Annotated in this window: 17 protein-coding genes; 10 read left to right on the top strand and 7 right to left on the bottom strand. The window is 31.5% G+C overall.

The features are described from left to right. Window positions 1–11: 11 nt before the first annotated feature. From ACN0WY_RS12305 to ACN0WY_RS12290, 4 genes are all read right to left on the bottom strand, one after another. On the bottom strand, window positions 12–1,313 hold the full coding sequence (locus ACN0WY_RS12305; protein ID WP_417800537.1) for a Glu/Leu/Phe/Val family dehydrogenase: 1,302 nt from the start codon (window positions 1,311–1,313) through the stop codon (window positions 12–14). A 63-nt stretch (window positions 1,314–1,376) separates the two neighbouring features. Continuing rightward, complete coding sequence (locus ACN0WY_RS12300; protein ID WP_330488724.1) at window positions 1,377–1,544, bottom strand: hypothetical protein; 168 nt, start codon at window positions 1,542–1,544, stop codon at window positions 1,377–1,379. A 183-nt stretch (window positions 1,545–1,727) separates the two neighbouring features. Continuing rightward, the gene (locus tag ACN0WY_RS12295) at window positions 1,728–3,053 is read right to left on the bottom strand and encodes a sigma-54 dependent transcriptional regulator (protein WP_330488725.1); all 1,326 of its coding nucleotides are present in this window, start codon (window positions 3,051–3,053) and stop codon (window positions 1,728–1,730) included. 5 nt (window positions 3,054–3,058) lie between these two features. Beyond that, entirely contained in the window at window positions 3,059–4,156 is a 1,098-nt protein-coding gene (locus ACN0WY_RS12290) for a sensor histidine kinase (protein ID WP_417800536.1), read from the bottom strand. Between the two features lie 135 nt (window positions 4,157–4,291). On the opposite strand from ACN0WY_RS12290, the gene ACN0WY_RS12285 reads away from it, so the two are divergent. The 3 genes from ACN0WY_RS12285 to ACN0WY_RS12275 all read left to right on the top strand — a co-directional run bounded on the left by ACN0WY_RS12285 (window position 4,292) and on the right by ACN0WY_RS12275 (window position 6,069). Next, the gene (locus ACN0WY_RS12285) at window positions 4,292–4,903 is read left to right on the top strand and encodes a DUF4230 domain-containing protein (protein WP_330488727.1); all 612 of its coding nucleotides are present in this window, start codon (window positions 4,292–4,294) and stop codon (window positions 4,901–4,903) included. Window positions 4,904–5,150: 247 nt separating this feature from the next. Next, window positions 5,151–5,516, top strand: a complete 366-nt coding sequence (locus ACN0WY_RS12280) for an MmcQ/YjbR family DNA-binding protein (RefSeq protein WP_417800535.1) — start codon at window positions 5,151–5,153, stop codon at window positions 5,514–5,516. 4 nt (window positions 5,517–5,520) lie between these two features. Further along, window positions 5,521–6,069 (top strand): 5-formyltetrahydrofolate cyclo-ligase, encoded by a 549-nt coding sequence (locus tag ACN0WY_RS12275; protein ID WP_417800534.1) that lies wholly within the window; start codon window positions 5,521–5,523, stop codon window positions 6,067–6,069. Between the two features lie 47 nt (window positions 6,070–6,116). On the opposite strand, the gene rho is transcribed toward ACN0WY_RS12275, so the two are convergent. Continuing rightward, window positions 6,117–7,730 (bottom strand): transcription termination factor Rho, encoded by a 1,614-nt coding sequence (rho, locus tag ACN0WY_RS12270; protein WP_417800533.1) that lies wholly within the window; start codon window positions 7,728–7,730, stop codon window positions 6,117–6,119. Between the two features lie 199 nt (window positions 7,731–7,929). Here rho and ACN0WY_RS12265 point away from each other — a divergent pair, with 199 nt between their 5' ends. The 4 genes from ACN0WY_RS12265 (at window position 7,930) to ACN0WY_RS12250 (ending at window position 12,011) form a co-directional block, all read left to right on the top strand. Further along, complete coding sequence (locus ACN0WY_RS12265; protein WP_417800532.1) at window positions 7,930–8,364, top strand: DUF4293 domain-containing protein; 435 nt, start codon at window positions 7,930–7,932, stop codon at window positions 8,362–8,364. A gap of 218 nt (window positions 8,365–8,582) precedes the next feature. Beyond that, window positions 8,583–9,239, top strand: a complete 657-nt coding sequence (locus ACN0WY_RS12260; protein WP_125066889.1) for a response regulator transcription factor — start codon at window positions 8,583–8,585, stop codon at window positions 9,237–9,239. Window positions 9,240–9,510: 271 nt separating this feature from the next. Then, the gene (locus ACN0WY_RS12255) at window positions 9,511–10,176 is read left to right on the top strand and encodes a hypothetical protein (RefSeq protein ID WP_417800531.1); all 666 of its coding nucleotides are present in this window, start codon (window positions 9,511–9,513) and stop codon (window positions 10,174–10,176) included. Then, on the top strand, window positions 10,173–12,011 hold the full coding sequence (locus ACN0WY_RS12250) for an ATP-binding protein (RefSeq protein WP_417800529.1): 1,839 nt from the start codon (window positions 10,173–10,175) through the stop codon (window positions 12,009–12,011). The genes ACN0WY_RS12255 and ACN0WY_RS12250 overlap by 4 nt, the downstream gene beginning before the upstream one ends. On the opposite strand, the gene ACN0WY_RS12245 is transcribed toward ACN0WY_RS12250, so the two are convergent. After that, complete coding sequence (locus ACN0WY_RS12245; RefSeq protein WP_417800528.1) at window positions 11,994–12,491, bottom strand: metallophosphoesterase family protein; 498 nt, start codon at window positions 12,489–12,491, stop codon at window positions 11,994–11,996. The genes ACN0WY_RS12250 and ACN0WY_RS12245 overlap by 18 nt on opposite strands. Window positions 12,492–12,740: 249 nt before the next feature. Here ACN0WY_RS12245 and truA point away from each other — a divergent pair, with 249 nt between their 5' ends. The 3 genes from truA to ACN0WY_RS12230 all read left to right on the top strand — a co-directional run bounded on the left by truA (window position 12,741) and on the right by ACN0WY_RS12230 (window position 15,767). Continuing rightward, the gene (gene truA, locus ACN0WY_RS12240; protein ID WP_417800527.1) at window positions 12,741–13,475 is read left to right on the top strand and encodes a tRNA pseudouridine(38-40) synthase TruA; all 735 of its coding nucleotides are present in this window, start codon (window positions 12,741–12,743) and stop codon (window positions 13,473–13,475) included. Further along, a complete protein-coding gene (locus ACN0WY_RS12235; RefSeq protein ID WP_330488736.1) occupies window positions 13,475–15,241 on the top strand; it encodes an ABC transporter ATP-binding protein in 1,767 nt (588 codons plus the stop codon). The genes truA and ACN0WY_RS12235 overlap by 1 nt, the downstream gene beginning before the upstream one ends. 70 nt (window positions 15,242–15,311) lie before the next feature. After that, window positions 15,312–15,767, top strand: coding sequence for a hypothetical protein (locus ACN0WY_RS12230; RefSeq protein WP_330488737.1), 456 nt, complete (start codon window positions 15,312–15,314; stop codon window positions 15,765–15,767). Window positions 15,768–15,814: 47 nt separating this feature from the next. Here the strand turns inward: ACN0WY_RS12230 and cdaA are convergent, their stop codons facing one another. Continuing rightward, a complete protein-coding gene (cdaA, locus tag ACN0WY_RS12225) occupies window positions 15,815–16,597 on the bottom strand; it encodes a diadenylate cyclase CdaA (RefSeq protein ID WP_417800526.1) in 783 nt (260 codons plus the stop codon). Between the last annotated feature and the right edge of the window lie 25 nt (window positions 16,598–16,622).

The raw sequence follows: 16,622 nt of genomic DNA, 5'->3' as shown, positions 1-16,622 counted from the left end.
TTACTTCTTTTTTATGGAAAAATACCTCGTTGAACATAAGCCTTTTCAATACGCTGTATCGCTATACAATAAGCTGCTTTTCGCATGTCTACGCCTTCCAACTTTGCATAGTCTGAAACCCTGGTATAGGAGTCTTTTAGTTTCTTATCTAAGCGCACAATAACCTCATCCATATTCCATAACTCACCATTACGGTTTTGAAGCCATTCAAAATAACTTGTAATTACCCCTCCTGAATTACACAATATGTCTGGAATGATTGTTATTCCTTTTTCTAAGAGTATTTTTTCCCCTTCGACGTTTATAGGACCATTTGCTCCTTCAGCTATTAAATTAGCTTTAATTAAATGTGCATTCTCTTCAGTTATTTGGTTACCCAAAGCTGCTGGTATACAAATATCACATTCAGTAGCAAAGAAATCTTCTTTTTCTATTTCCATTGATTCTGGATACCCAACTAAACTTCCATTATTAGCTTTTGTATAATTAAAAAGGTCTTTTACTTTGATTCCTTTTATATTATAAATACTTCCGTAAGCATCTTGAACTCCTATCATTTTAGCCCCTTCTTGCTCTAAGAAATAAGCTGCCCAGTATCCTACGTTTCCAAACCCTTGAACTATAAAGGTTTTATTTTGTAAAGTCTCGTTTTTTTCTTCAATCCAAAACTTAATGGTTAAGAAAACTCCGTAACCTGTAGCTCTATCACGTCCTTCTAACCCTCCACTTCCTATAGGCTTACCAGTTACTACGTGTTGATTCATAGAACGCTCTGCTGGTGCTTTTGTACTCATATAGGTATCAGCCATCCACGCCATTGTTTGAGCATTTGTATTAACATCTGGAGCAGGAATATCATGCTCTGGTCCGATGTTATCTCCTAATGCAAACGTAAAACGTCTAGTAATACGCTCTAATTCACCTTTTGAATATTTTGCAGGATCTATTTGAATTCCTCCTTTACCTCCACCGTATGGTAAACCTGCCAAAGATGTTTTCCATGTCATCCACATAGCCAAAGCTCTTGCAGCATCTATATCTACTGTTGGATGGTAACGTAAACCTCCTTTATATGGCCCTAATGCATTGTTGTGTTGTACACGATACCCTTGGAAAATTTCAACCTCTCCATTATCCATCTTTACAGGAAAATTAACAATAATTTCGTTATTCGTAATACTTAATATTTTACGGATATTAGGGTGTAAACCAATTTGATCAGACGCACTATTAAATTGTTCTAATACATTATCAACCATTCCTCTAGCATTTTTTCGCTTCACTGGTTTTTTTAATTCTTTGGTTAAAGTCATCTCACTTATGTTTGAATTTATTTTGCTTTCTTAAATTTCTCTTCTGTTGTATTTTCTCTATTTTCACACAACTTGCATTTCTTTTTCCATAGCGACTACCTGTACTTCTTCTTTTTTTACATCTGCCTCATTATACTCACTACACGACCATACCTTTTCTTTAGATTCAGTCAACACACATATATTTACCTCTGTGCATGATGGGCAAATATTAAAAGGGTTAGCATTCATAAATTATATCTATTTTATTCTTTCTTTTAAAGGCAAATGATATGCCGTTAAAGATGCCAGAAAGCAGAAAAACTCCCAAGCCTTTGTAAACAAAGGACTATGGAAGTTTTTATAAATTTTTATTAAAAATTAAAACGGGTAATTTCTCCCCAGGTGGAGAAAAAACACTCAGAAAAAATGTGATTATTCTTTTAGCTTTTCTCGCAAGGTTTTGCGGTCTATTTGAAGAATTTTTGCTGCTTTCGTCTTATTGTTATTAGTTGCATTTAACACATATTGAATATGACGCTTTTCCATTTCTTTTAAGGAGATTAATCTTTCCTCAGAAAAATCAACATTATATTTGAGTGCATCAGGTAAATGCTCTACTTCTACTATACGATCAGACATAATCACCGCACGCTGTATTATATTTTCTAATTCTCTAATGTTTCCAGGCCAATTATATCTTTGTAGTATTGCTAAAGCTTTAGGACTTATTTTTACAAACCTGTCTTTATATTCCACTCCATATTTAAACAGAAACTTCTCTACTAACATAGAAATATCTTCTTTTCTTTCTCTCAAAGGAGGCACCTCAATTTCAACAACTGTCAACCTATAAAACAGGTCTTCTCGAAAGGTTCCTTTTTGAATCATCTCTTTTAAATTATTGTTGGTGGCAGCAATAATTCTAACATCTATTTTTTCTGCTTTTTGAGCTCCAACCTTCACTACTTCTTTTTCTTGTAAAGCTCTTAATAACTTTGATTGTACATTTAATGAAGCATTGCCTATTTCATCTAAAAAAATAGTTCCTCCATTAGCCGCTTGAAAAAAACCATTCCTATTACTATCTGCTCCTGTAAAAGCGCCTTTTATATAACCAAACAACTCAGATTCTAATAAATTCTCAGGAATTGCTCCACAGTTTACCGCTATGTATGGACCTTTAGCAAATTTCCCTTCATAATGTATTGCACGTGCTACTAACTCTTTACCTGTTCCACTTTCTCCTTTAATAGAAACTGTAGCTTTATTATTTTTTACTCGATCTATTATTTGAAAAATTTCATTAATCTTTTCTGAAGCGCCTATCATATCTCCATAAAAGTTTTTTTTCTCTTTCTCTTGAGTCGTTTTTTTCTGGCTTATTGCTGCTTTTTTTAAAGCATCATCCAGTGCCGTTTTCAACTCTTCTTTTGTAAATGGCTTCGTTAAATATGCTACTACTCCTGACTTAATGGCTTCCAGTGAATCTTGAACTGATGGATAGCCAGTTACTATAAGTTTAGGTAGCTTTGGATAGTGTTCTGAAACAAACTTCACAAGTTCAAAACCATCCACTTCTGGCATTTTTAAATCGGTTATTAACAAATCAATTGAAGTATCTCTTAAAATTGCAACCGCTTCTTTAACTGATATCGCCTTGTAGGTATGATAATTCCAAGATTGTAAATGTCGATGCAACAATTCTAAGATATGAACGTCATCATCTACTATTAATATATTTTCTTTTTTTAATGGCATTTCTTTTATTTTGGTAACCTTACCTCAAAGATAGCACCTTTTTCAATGCCATTTTTAGCTGTTATTGTTCCTTTATGACTTGACACAATACCGTGTACAACACTCAGTCCTAAGCCTGTTCCTTCTCCTGTTGGTTTCGTTGTAAAAAAGGGTTGAAATACTTTTTCAAGAGCTTCATCACTTAACCCTATCCCTTCATCAGAAATTCTTAACACCACTTCTTTACCCGTTTGAAATGTTTCAATAGTAACCAATCCATCTTTAGGTGAAAAGTAAATAGCATTAATAATAAGATTAAAAATAATTTGAGTGAGCTGAACCGTATCTGCTCGTAACCACAATTCAGATTCTTCTACTTTAACTAAGTATTTTACAGACTGTCTTCTAAAAGTAGCATCCAGTAAGTTTATAGCATCCTTTATACTTGGAATTATGTTTACTTTTTTCATTTCTTGCGGCATTTCACAAGCAAAATACATGAGTTTTTTTACTACTTCTCTTGAAAAAATAGCACTTTGAATAATTTTATCTACATCTGCCAACCCCTTTGCATTACTAGACATATCTGCTTTCAATAGTTCTGAATAACCTAATATGTTAGCTAGAGGAGTATTTAACTCATGGGCAATTCCTGCCGTTAGTTCTCCTAAGATTGATAAGCGGTCGGCGTGTTCCATCTTACGCTTCATCGACAACTCATTGTTCTTTATTTCAATACGCTCTAAAAGCCCTCCTATTTTTATTGCCACAGTGTCAAACAGTACTTTTTCTTCTTTGAGATATAAATTTTCTTTGAGTTCTTTATCTTTTATAAAAGCTGATATTTTTCCTTTCGGAATATTAAATACTGGAATAGTACTTGAAATTATGCATAATTCTTCTGCCGTATTTGTTTCCTCTTCAGAATATTCCTCTATATCGATAAACACTCTAGTATTTTTTGGAAACTGCAATGCTCTTTTTAAACTTTTGGCAATTGCTTTTAAAGTTACATCAACTTGATCAAGATTTGCATTTATTATTAAAGATGTTACTTCATATAAACAAGTTAACTCTTTTATACGTTCTTTTAATTCTTTTTCTGTTGTGCTTGCTGACCTCATTAAGTAGTTTTTAAACTCATTTACTTTCTGAGAATAAAAATACAAAATAACTCTCCTTCACTTACTTCATTTATAAAAACTACTACATTATATATTCTCTTTTATGCTTTAGCTATTTTATGTAAATTCGTAATTATGGAATTACTTTTTATAGGTTTGGCAGGAGGTGCCATTACATCCTATTACATTTTTAAAAAATTCACCTCAGTAAAAAGAAAAAATTTGACCGAAAAACAATCGGTAGTTTTGTTAGATAAAATTAAAAAAGTATCTAAATTAATTACTGTTGAAGGAGAGTTTGCCGAGATATATCATCATGAAAACACCAAAGAAAAATTTTTAGGACTTGTTACCAGTAAGAAAAAAGCCATTATTCTAATTAATGCTAAAGTGCATATCGGTTTTGATTTTAGAAAAATAAAAATGCATACCGACACGAAGAAAAAGGTATTGATTTTATCTGAATTCCCACAACCAGAAGTGTTTTCAATAGAACCTAATTTACGTTTCTACGATATTCAAAACGGATTACTGAACAAATTTAGTTCTGAAGATTTAACTGAAGTAAACAAAGAAGCTAAAGAACATATTCTTCAAAAAATACCTGAAAGTAACTTAATGCAAACAGCCAATAAAGAAGCTTTAGAAGCTGTTACTTTAATGCAAAATTTAGTGGAAACTATTGGCTGGAAGTTGGATTATTCAGCTTTGAAAATTCCTGAATCAACCCAAAATCTAATTGAATAATCAACAATAATGAAGAAGCTTAATAAAACATGTAGTTTATTACTTATTTCTACATTTTCTTTCTTCTTATATTATTATGTAGACAACCATGATGGTTTAATATCACTTCAAGAAAAAGCTGACAAATATTACATACATAGAGGTTTTGAATTTTTTATACTCATAAATACTGTTAAATACTTTTTCTTATTACTTAGTTTTATGTCCATTATTTTTCTAGTTGTTACATCTTATAAAAATAAAAAAAATGAATATTGAAGAATTTCGCAACTATTGCATTACCAAAAAAGGAGTTACTGAACATTTTCCTTTTGATGATAATGTTTTAGTTTTTAAAGTAATGAATAAAATGTTTGCATTATCGGGTTTAGATAGCTGGGAGCAACATGAACCTAAAGTTAATTTAAAATGTGAACCTGAACGTGCTTTAGAGTTACGATCGGAGTACGAAAGCATCAATCCGGGATTTCACATGAGTAAAAAACACTGGAACACAATTACTTTGAACAATGATGTTTCTGATGCTTTTGCTTTTGAATTAATTGACCATTCATACGAACTTATAGTGAATGGATTAACAAAAAAACTTCAAGAAGAATTAAAATCGTTGTAACCCAATGCTTAAATCTGACCTTAGAAAACTATACAAGCAAAAGAGAAACTCTCTTACTCAAACAGAAAAAGAAAAATTACAAGAGAGCATTTATCAACAAGTATTCGAGCTAAAAACTGGTGATATTCATACTGTGCATTTGTTTTTATCCATGCGAAAGTTTAATGAAATAGACACCCAGCCTATCATCAATTTTTTTAGAAATAAAGGAAAAAGAATTATTGTTAGTCGTTGTAATTTCGAAGACGATACTCTTTCACATTTCTATTTTGAAAAAGACACCAAACTGGAACTCAACAAATTTGGAGTTCCAGAACCTATAAATGCAGAAGAAGCAAATGTAAAAGACATCGATTTGGTTTTTGTTCCTATGTTAATTTCTGACGAACAAAACTATAGAGTTGGTTACGGAAAAGGCTTTTATGATCGGTTTTTATCAGAATGTAGAGAAGGCACTCAAACTATCGGACTCAACTTCTTTACTCCTATTAAAAAAATAGAAAACACTCATGAATTTGATGTTCCACTGGACTTTGTGATATACCCAAAATAAAAAAATCCTGCAAAGAGCAGGATTTTTTTATTTAATATAACTAACGACTATCCGTTCATTGAAATCAAGAACTCCTCGTTATTTAATGATCTTTTAATTCTGTCTTGAATAAACTCCATCGCTTCTATAGGGTTCATATCAGCTAAATACTTACGCAATACCCACATACGTTGTACTGTCTTTTCATCTAATAATAAATCATCACGACGTGTACTTGACTTAATTAAATCAATAGCAGGATAAATTCTACGATTGGCAATATTACGCTCTAATTGTAACTCCATGTTACCTGTTCCTTTGAATTCCTCAAAGATAACCTCATCCATTTTCGAACCAGTTTCGGTAAGTGCAGTAGCGATAATAGTTAACGAACCACCATTTTCAATGTTACGAGCTGCTCCAAAGAAACGTTTTGGTTTATGCAATGCATTGGCATCAATACCCCCTGATAAAATCTTACCAGATGCAGGTGCTACCGTATTGTAAGCCCTTGCTAAACGCGTAATAGAGTCTAACAAAATAACGACATCATGCCCACATTCTACTAAACGCTTTGCTTTTTCTAACACGATATTGGCAACACGTACATGTTTGTCAGCTGGTTCATCAAAAGTAGAAGCAACTACTTCACCACGTACACTACGTTGCATATCGGTAACCTCTTCTGGACGTTCATCAATTAATAAAACAATTTGATATACTTCAGGATGATTTGCGGCAATTGCTTTTGCTACATCTTTTAGCAATACTGTTTTACCTGTTTTAGGTTGTGCTACTATCATACCACGTTGCCCTTTCCCTATCGGAGAAAACAAATCGATAATTCTGGTAGATAATGAACTTCCTTTTTCTGCTAAATTAAATTTTTCATCAGCAAATAATGGAGTTAAGTGCTCGAAAGAAACACGGTCACGTACTATATTTGGATTTAATCCATTAATTTTTGAAACTCTAATTAACGGGAAGTACTTCTCACCTTCTTTTGGAGGACGTACATTACCTCTAACTGTATCACCCGTTTTTAATCCAAATAATTTTATTTGAGATTGTGATACATAAATATCATCTGGTGATGATAAATAGTTATAATCAGAAGAACGCAAGAAACCATAGCCATCAGGCATCATTTCTAATACACCTTCGCTTTCAATAATTCCATCAAACTCAAAGTCTGGATCACGATACTTGTTCCCACTTTTATGATGTTGTTTATTTGTGTTCTGATTTTTATTATGCTTACTCCCTCTGTTGTGATTTTTATTATGCTGTTGTTTTTGTTGTTGAGGTTGTTGAGGTTGTTGCTTTTTATTATCATCAGAAGCTTGAGCTTGCTTCTTCTCTTCTGATCTTTTTGGCTTATTAACAACTTCTTTTTTTTCTGGGGCTTTTTTGGCTTCAGTTTCTTTAACAACAGTATTATCTGTCTTTTCAGCAGTAGTCGCTTTAGCTTCAGTTTTAGTTATTCTTTTCCTTTTTGGCTTCTCTGTCTTAGGTGCAGGTTTAGGTTTAGCCTCATTAGCACTTGCTTCAGCTTGCGCATCTAAAATTTTGTATACCAAGTCTAACTTTTTTAGTTGACTAATCTTGGTTAATCCTATTGATTTGGCAATAACTTGTAAATCAGCTAATTTTTTAGTTTTTAATTCCGAAATATCGAACATTCGTTAAATAATTAAGTTACTAAAATTCCTTATGTATAAAGAATTGTTTTGTATTAAGTTTTGTTTTGAGTGCTAATTATATAGGGGCTATATAATAATTTTGTGCGGTTACATACAAGGCAAATATATACAAATATTTTAACTTCTAATATTTCTTTTTAAAAAAAGAAGTATTACATTTGCTACCCGATAAAAAATTATGGTACAAAGAATACAATCTATATACTTATTAGTAGCAGGAATTATCTCTGGAGGATTGACTTTTTTAGTTAGTCTTTGGAGTAATTCTCAAACCGACGTTATTTATGTTGTAGATTTATTTTCTGGAAACTCTATTTTAGAAAAAAGCATACCTGTCTTATTTTTTATTTCCGCTTTAGTAGCTCTTGTAACAATATTTTTATTTAAAAACCGCCAGTTGCAATTTGTACTAAACCGCTTAAACATTTTGATAAACCTTTTTTTATTAGGACTATTGATTTATTTATCACAAACATTATCTGGAGAAGCTTCGGTTTCTGAGAAAGGTATTGGGATGTTCTTTCCTATCATTGTTATTTTGCTGTTAGTTTTAGCAAATAGAGCCATTAAAAAGGATGAAGATCTTGTAAAATCTGTAGATAGATTACGATAAGCCTAACATCTTAGTATATTTAGTGCGAAAAAAACCGAGATTTAAATCTCGGTTTTTTATTTTTGTTTCCTAGGCTATTCAAGGCTTACAACCTTAAATGTTAAATAAATGTTAAAAAAATCTCAGGGTTTTCCCTGAGTCGTTGATGAAACAATTAGGGATACTGTGTATTGTGTACACTCTTTTAACCTCATAAATTTGTAACTGTAATAACAACCATGAATTACAACAAGATAAAAGTTCACATAGCAGATGACCATAAAATTTTAATAGACGGAGTCATTGCTTTATTAAATACTGAAGACGACATTGAAGTTGAAGGTTTTTCTTTAACTGGCAGACAAGTAATAAACTGGTCTTCCAAAAATACAGCAGATGTATTAGTTTTAGATATAAATATGCCTGAAATGGATGGTATTGAAGTTTTAAAAACGTTTAAGAAACGTAACACAAATATTAAAACGATAATACTATCAAGTTTAAGCGACCCCAAACTAGTTCAAGAAATGATAGCACTAGGCGCTAATGGTTTTGTTGATAAAAGTCGAGCTAATGAGCAAATAATTGATGCTATAAAAGTTGTTCACAACGGTATACAATACATTAGTGAAGATATTAAAGTAAAATTATTAGACTTATACGCGTCAGATGCAAAAGACGAAGATGAACCAGAATTTTTGCACGGAGATTTAACTGAGAGGGAAATTGCTGTATTAAAGCTTATTGCTAAAGAGAAAAGCTCTAATGAAATTGCAGAAAAACTCAATGTCAGTATAAAAACAGTAGAAACATATAGAAGTAATTTATATAAAAAATTAAAAGTAAAAAATGTAGTAGGTTTAGCGATGTATGCAGTGAGAAACAAAATAGTGTAAAGACATAATCAACCCTTCAAATTTTCTTTAGTCCCCCAGATTAAGAAGAAGCCCCCCGAGTCTATACACTATGTGCATCGCTAATCGACTACTACAAACAATAAAAACCCAATAGCGATGTACGCGTTATTTAACATAGTATAGAAAACCCCTTCATTTTGTTTTCTTTTATCCCCTAAGAGATATCGTCCCCCGTCTCTTAACATCTATCCTAAGTACATCGCTATTTTTTTTAAAAAAAATCTAAATCTCAATAAACACCAATTAAGTCATGAAAAAATTTACTCCTTATTTCCTAGCTTTAAGTCTTAGTGTTATTTTCGCTTCTTGTTCTTCTAACGAAGCGGAAGCTATAGAGAATAATCCTGAAAACTTATTACAATCATATACACTAAAAAGAGATGCCACTGGTGCTTATTCTATTGATTTTAATACAACAGATAACACAGATGTCACAACAGTTACTAATGTAGACAACTCTAAAGAAATAATTTTAGCTGAAACTCCACAAAAAACGGCCTCTAAACACTCTAGTGATTTTTCTATTGAAAACAATCATTTAAAAATTGGTTTCTTGGAAACTAATAAAGGTAAGCAGACAAAAATATCTGTAAAAGATGAAAACATTACTTTTGCTAAAGGAATTACAGAGTTTTTAAACTCGTATAGCATTACAGCTAATGAAAATGGAACCTATTTATTAAACTTTACAGTCAACAGTAATGTTGCTACAGATTTTGTTTACAATAAAGAACTTGAAATCTATGAGGTTCACTTATCTAGCGGTGAAGCTACAGAATATACATTTTCAAGGGAACTAGAAACAGGTTCAGACAATATAATAAGATTAAATTTCGTTAATCACAAGTATTCTGGAAAATTATTAGAAGAAGTAGTTGCTACTGTAACAAAACCTGAAGTAATAATTCAATCGTGAATTTAAAGCTAAAAATATATATATTCTTTTTATCCTTTTTTACCTCTTATACTCTACTGGGGCAAGAAAAAGGTATAGATTTTAAGGAGGGAAAACTTAACGATTCTATTGCTTTTAATAAAATAGACAGTTTATATCTAAATCAAAATTATACTGAAGCTTTAGACAAGGCTTTATTATTATTGAAAAAAAGCAAATCTCAAAAAACACACCTCCTTTCTTCTAAGATTAATAACTTAATAGGTAATATTTATTTTGAAAACCATTCATACTTAAAAGCCATAGAATTCTACACTACTAGCAATGATCTTGTAAAAAAACATAAACAACTGTACATTTCTGAAAGAAAAAAAAATTTGAACTTTTCAAACTCTAGTAATCATGATCTTGAAATAACAAACCTTCAGAAAATAGGAAGCGCATATCATGTTTTAAAAGAAAGTGACTCAATAAACTCAGAAATATACAAAGATAGCGCAATGCTTTATTATGAAAAAGCTATCAATGGTGCTTTTAAAACACAAAAAGCCAAAATAATTAAGGCTAAAATAAACAATAATCTTTCAACCATATACCTAAGAGACTCTTTATATGATAAAGCTGAATTCTACATTAATGAATCTATAAAGTTATACGAGAGTATGAATAATAAAGTTGGTAAGGCTGGAGCTCTAGGCAATCTTGCCAACATCTATCTAGAAAAAAAGGAACTAGAAAAATCTAAAGACACCTACTTTAAAGCTTTAAAACTAATTAATGGTGTAGACGATATTTCATCTACTAAAACTAAGTCTAGCCTGTACTTTAATTTAGCTTGGACCCTTTACCTTTTAAAAGACTATACAGCTTACGACTATCAAGAGAAATCATACAATATTAAAGATGATTTAAGAGACAAGGAAATAAGAAGAATGATAGAAGAAATTTATGCTCAACAAGAAGTAAATTTAGAAAAAGAAAAAACAGCCTTAGTCGAAGAACAACGAAAACTAGAAGAAGCCCAAGAAGCTAAAACTTCTATGCTCTTTGGTGCTTTAAGTTTTTTAGTACTAATTGTTTCAGGAGTAATCATATATAACTATAAACTTCGTCAGAAAAATCTAAGTCTTAAACTTTCTGAAAGTAAACTTATACAGCAACAAAACCTTGAGAAAGTACGATCAGAAGCACAAGTTAAAATCCTTAACGCTACAATTGACGGAAAAGAAACTGAACGAAAACTCATCGCAGAAATATTACACGATAATGTTAGTGCTTTACTTTCATCTGCTAACATGCATTTAACAGCTACAAAAAAACAATTTAACGGTGATATGCCTCAAGAAATAGAAAAAACACAAGCTATTATTTCTGAAGCCTCACAAAAAGTAAGAGACTTATCTCATAACCTTGTTTCTTCAATTTTATTGAAATTTGGACTTGAGTATGCTATTAAAGATGTCGTTAAAAAGTATTCTAACAGCCAGTTAAAACTTGAAGTTTCAGCAAAAAACATCAACAGATACAATCAAGAGTTTGAAATCAAAATATTTAATGTGATTCAAGAATTAATCAACAATATCTTGAAACATAGTAAAGCCAAACATGCACAAATAGATTTAAAAGAAGAGAGAAATCAACTAACCGTTCTCGTTAAGGATGATGGGGTAGGATTTTCTACCTCGTCTTCTTCTTTTTCTGACGGTATTGGCCTTAACCAAGTTGAAGCTAGAATTCACATGATGGACGGTAAGCTAACTATAAAGTCTGAAGTAAATGTAGGCACCTCTATACATATCATGGTTCCTATACTAAAGAAAGAAAAAAACCTTAGCAAACTAACCTCTGTTAGCTAGTTCGATAACTTCCATATTTTTTACATTGCCTTTATCTATTTCAAAACGCAGCATGGTTCTGACTTTATGAAACCCATGATTTCCTGCTGCTCCTGGATTCAAATGTAATAAGTTTAATTTTTTATCGTATTGAACTTTTAAAATATGCGAATGCCCACAAATAAATAATTGTGGTGTATTCATTCTCAGCTCTTCTCTAACTCTTTGGTTATATTTATTCGGATAGCCCCCTATGTGAGTTATCCACACAGAAACACCTTCAACTGTAAATTTATTATCTAGCGGAAATTCTGCTCTAGCATCTTTATCATCAATGTTTCCATACACAGCTCTAAGTGGCTTCAGTTTCTTTATTGTATCAGTTACATTTAAATTACCTATATCACCTGCATGCCAAACCTCATCAGCTTGCTTTACAAACTTTAAAATTTGTTCATCAATAAAACTATGCGTATCAGAAAGGAGTAAGATTTTCTTCATTAAAGCAAAACTAGTAAATTATAAAATAAAAAATCCACGATACTACATCATGGATTTCTTTATACTTAGGGGATATTAATGAAAGGGGAATTCACTATCTTATTCTAAATTGAGGTTGCGAAAATAATACAAATACTCAGTTAATCTGTTAACATATGTTAATAATATACAAAAACATTATTTTACTTCACTCGCTAGCTCTTTTCAAATTAGAATTTTATAATTTAGCTCTTTAAAATTTTACACTTCTTGAGGTATTTTATTGAATTAGCATACAACGGAAAAAATTATCATGGATGGCAAATACAGCCACATGCAATTTCAGTTCAAGAAAAAATAAATAAGGCAATTAGCACTATTTTAAGGGAAGAAATAAACATTGTAGGAGCAGGAAGAACAGACGCGGGTGTGCATGCAGCGCAAATGTTTGCTCATTTTGATGTAGCAGTTCCTTTAAATGACAATTTTACCTACAAGTTAAATGCTATTTTACCTGACGATATTGTCATATTCAAAACACACTTGGTGCCTAACGATGCTCATGCCCGTTTCGATGCATTTAGTAGAAGTTACGAATACAAAATTTGGCTAGGTAGAAATCCTTTTTTATTAGATACCTCTTGGCAATTGCACCGTCAGCAATTAAATATAGAATTGATGAATAAAGCCGCAGCAATTTTGTACGATTACGAAGATTTTGAATGTTTTTCAAAAGTAAAAACTGATGTACTTACATTTAACTGTACAGTAACTAATGCTGAATGGATTAAAAACGGGAGTGAATTAACGTTTCATATCAGTGCCAATCGTTTTCTAAGAAACATGGTTCGTGCTATTGTAGGAACTTTAATCGATGTTGGCTTAGAAAAAATAACTGTAGAGGATTTTAAAAAAATCATAGAAAGTAAAAATCGAAGTAAAGCAGGTGTCTCAGTTCCTGCAAAAGGTTTATTTTTAACAAAAGTAATATACGACTATATATAGTGAGTAAAACAACAGGAAAAGCATTCGACATTAAAATTTTTGCAAGACTAATGAGTTTTGCAAAAAAATACCGTGTACGGTTTATCGTTGCAGCATTATCTACCATTTTATTAGCAGGATTTGCTGTGCTAACACCTGTCATTTTAATGACAGCTATAGACGATTTTATTGCAAACAAAGATTTTTCTAGGCTATTGTATTTCACAATTGCCATGATAGTAGTACTACTTATCCAAGTTTTTTTCCAGTTTAGTTTTATTTATTACGCAAACTGGGTAGGACAACATATTATTAGAGACATAAGAGCTAAAACTTTTAGAAAAATACTTCAATTTAAAATGGGGTATTTTGATAATTCTTCAGTAGGAAAATTGGTAACTCGTGTTGTTTCAGATATAGAAACTATCGCCAATTTTTTCACGCAAGGAGTTTTTATGATTGTAAGTGACGTTTTAAAAATGATTGTAGTAATCATTGTAATGTTCTTCACAAACTGGAAATTAGCATTAATTGCACTTGCAACCTTGCCTGTATTAATTTACGCTACTAAACTATTTCAAATAGCTATAAAGTCTACCTTTCAAGATGTACGTAATCAAGTAGCAAACCTAAATAGTTTTGTACAAGAAAGAGTGACAGGAATGAAAATCGTTCAGCTCTTTAATAGAGAACGAATTGAGTACAAAAACTTCATTGAAATTAATAATAAACATAAAAAAGCACATGTTAAAACCGTTTGGTATTACTCTATCTTCTTCCCAATTGCCGAAATACTCTCTTCTATAGCAATTGGTTTAATTGTATGGTACGGAGGGTTACAAGTTGTAGAAGACAAGGCTGTTAGTGTTGGTGCTATTATTGGTTTTATAAAAATGGCTCAAATGCTTTTCAGACCGTTGCGACAAATAGCTGACAAATTTAATCAACTACAAATGGGAATTGTTGCCGGTGAACGTGTATTCAACATAATAGATACTGAAAGCTCTATAGACAAAAGCGGTACAATTCATGCAGCCAATATACAAGGAACAATTAATTTTAAAGATGTACGATTTAGCTATATAAAAGGGGAAGAGATTTTAAAAGGAATTAACTTAGAGGTTGCAAAAGGACAAACCGTTGCCATTGTTGGAGCCACTGGAGCGGGTAAATCAACCATTATTAATTTGATCAGTCGTTTTTATGAAATAGATAGTGGTGAGATTTCTATCGACAACATCCCTGTTCAAGACTACCAAATAACCTCTTTACGCCAAAAAATAGCCGTAGTGCTACAGGATGTATTTCTATTTTCAGATAGTATTTTAAATAACATCACTCTTAACAACCAAGATATTTCTCTTGAAGAAGTTAAAATTGCTGCTAAACAAATTGGAATACATAATTTTATAATGAGCCTTCCTAACAATTATCATTATAATGTAAAAGAACGCGGAGGTATGTTGTCTTCAGGCCAACGTCAATTAATTGCCTTCTTACGCGCCTATGTTAGTAAACCTAGTATTTTAATTTTAGATGAAGCTACCTCATCAGTTGACGCACATTCTGAACAAATGATTCAATACGCCACTGATGAAATCACAAAAAATAGGACTTCTATTGTAATTGCTCATCGTTTAGCAACTATTAAAAAGGCTGATATAATTATAGTTATGGACAAAGGACGTATAGTTGAACAAGGAAATCATACAGAATTATTAAAAAAACATGAGGGCTATTATAAGAATTTGTACGAAAAACAGTTTAATAGTGAAACGGTGATGTAAATAAATTTGTTTACATCAATCAAAATAGTACATTTGTTATTCAATCTTAAAAACTAAAAATCAATTAACGATGAAAAAAGTAATTTTATCAGTATTTGTTGTTGGTGCTTTATTAGCAACATCATGTAAAAACACTAAAGAAGAAGCTAAAGACGCTGCCAAAGATGCTGTTGAAACTGTAGAAAAAGCTACTGAAGAAGCTAAAGAAGCTGCTGCTGAGGCTACTGAAGAAGCTAAAGAGGCTACTGAAGAAGCTGTTGAAGCTGTACAATCTGCAATCGAAGGTATCGAAATTCCAGAATTTGAAGACCCTAAAGTAGGAGAATACTTACAGTCTTATTCTCAATATGCTAAAGATTATATCGAAGCTAAAGGAGATGTAGTTAAAAACTCTGAATTAGCTAAAAAAGGTGTTGAGTTAGCTGAACAAGCTAAAGAAATCGTTGCTAACTTAGACGAAGAAGCTACTAAAAAATTCAATAGCGTGATGACTGCTATTCAATCTAAAATGGCTCCTGCTCAATAATCTTTTTTGAACAGAAAACAAAAAAGCTCGCAAATTGCGAGCTTTTTTTATGCCATTACATCTTTTTCTAATTTCCTATGAAGTTCTTCGAGTGATTTGTACAACACAAACTCTCCATCTTTTATATATGAAATTTCTCCCGTTTCTTCTGAAACCAATAAACAAAGTGCGTCTGTTTTCTCACTAACACCAATAGCAGCTCTATGACGCAACCCAAACCTAGAAGGTATTTTAGCACTATTAGAAACTGGTAAAATTACTCGAGTTGCCACAATATAGTTATCTCTAATAACTGTTGCTCCATCATGTAACGGACTATTTTTATAAAAAATACTCTCAATAATCGCTTCATTAACCAACGCATTCATTTTATCACCAGTATTAATTAAAAAATCGAGATTATTTGTTTTTTCTATCACCAATAATGCTCCAGTTTTTGTTTTTGATAAGTTAGCACACGCCATTAAAATAGTTTCAATATCTGTTTCAGAATGAATTTCAGTCTTTAAAAACTTTAACTGATTTAAAAAACTTTTTTTGGTTGAAAAATTAGTAGTTCCTATCATTAATAAAAACTTTCTAATTTCTTGTTGAAACACAATAATTAACGCAATAACTCCTCCAGACAGCAAGTACCCCAAAATACCACTTAGCATTTCCATTTTTAAAGTCTGTGTAACCTTCCAAATTAAAAATATGAAAGCTATTCCTATAACAATATTAATCGCTACTGTTCCCTTTAACAACTTATAAATATAGAAAAGCAGCACTGCTACTAAAAAAATATCCAATACATCAAGAAACGAAAAATCGATAAAATCTAAATTCATTAATTTTTTGAAGTTTTTTAACTTT

It is taken from the genome of Tenacibaculum sp., assembly GCF_048269885.1.
GTDB lineage: Bacteria > Bacteroidota > Bacteroidia > Flavobacteriales > Flavobacteriaceae > Polaribacter.
The sequence above is the reverse complement of the archived record's forward strand: the minus strand, read 5'-3'. Positions and strand labels throughout refer to the sequence as shown.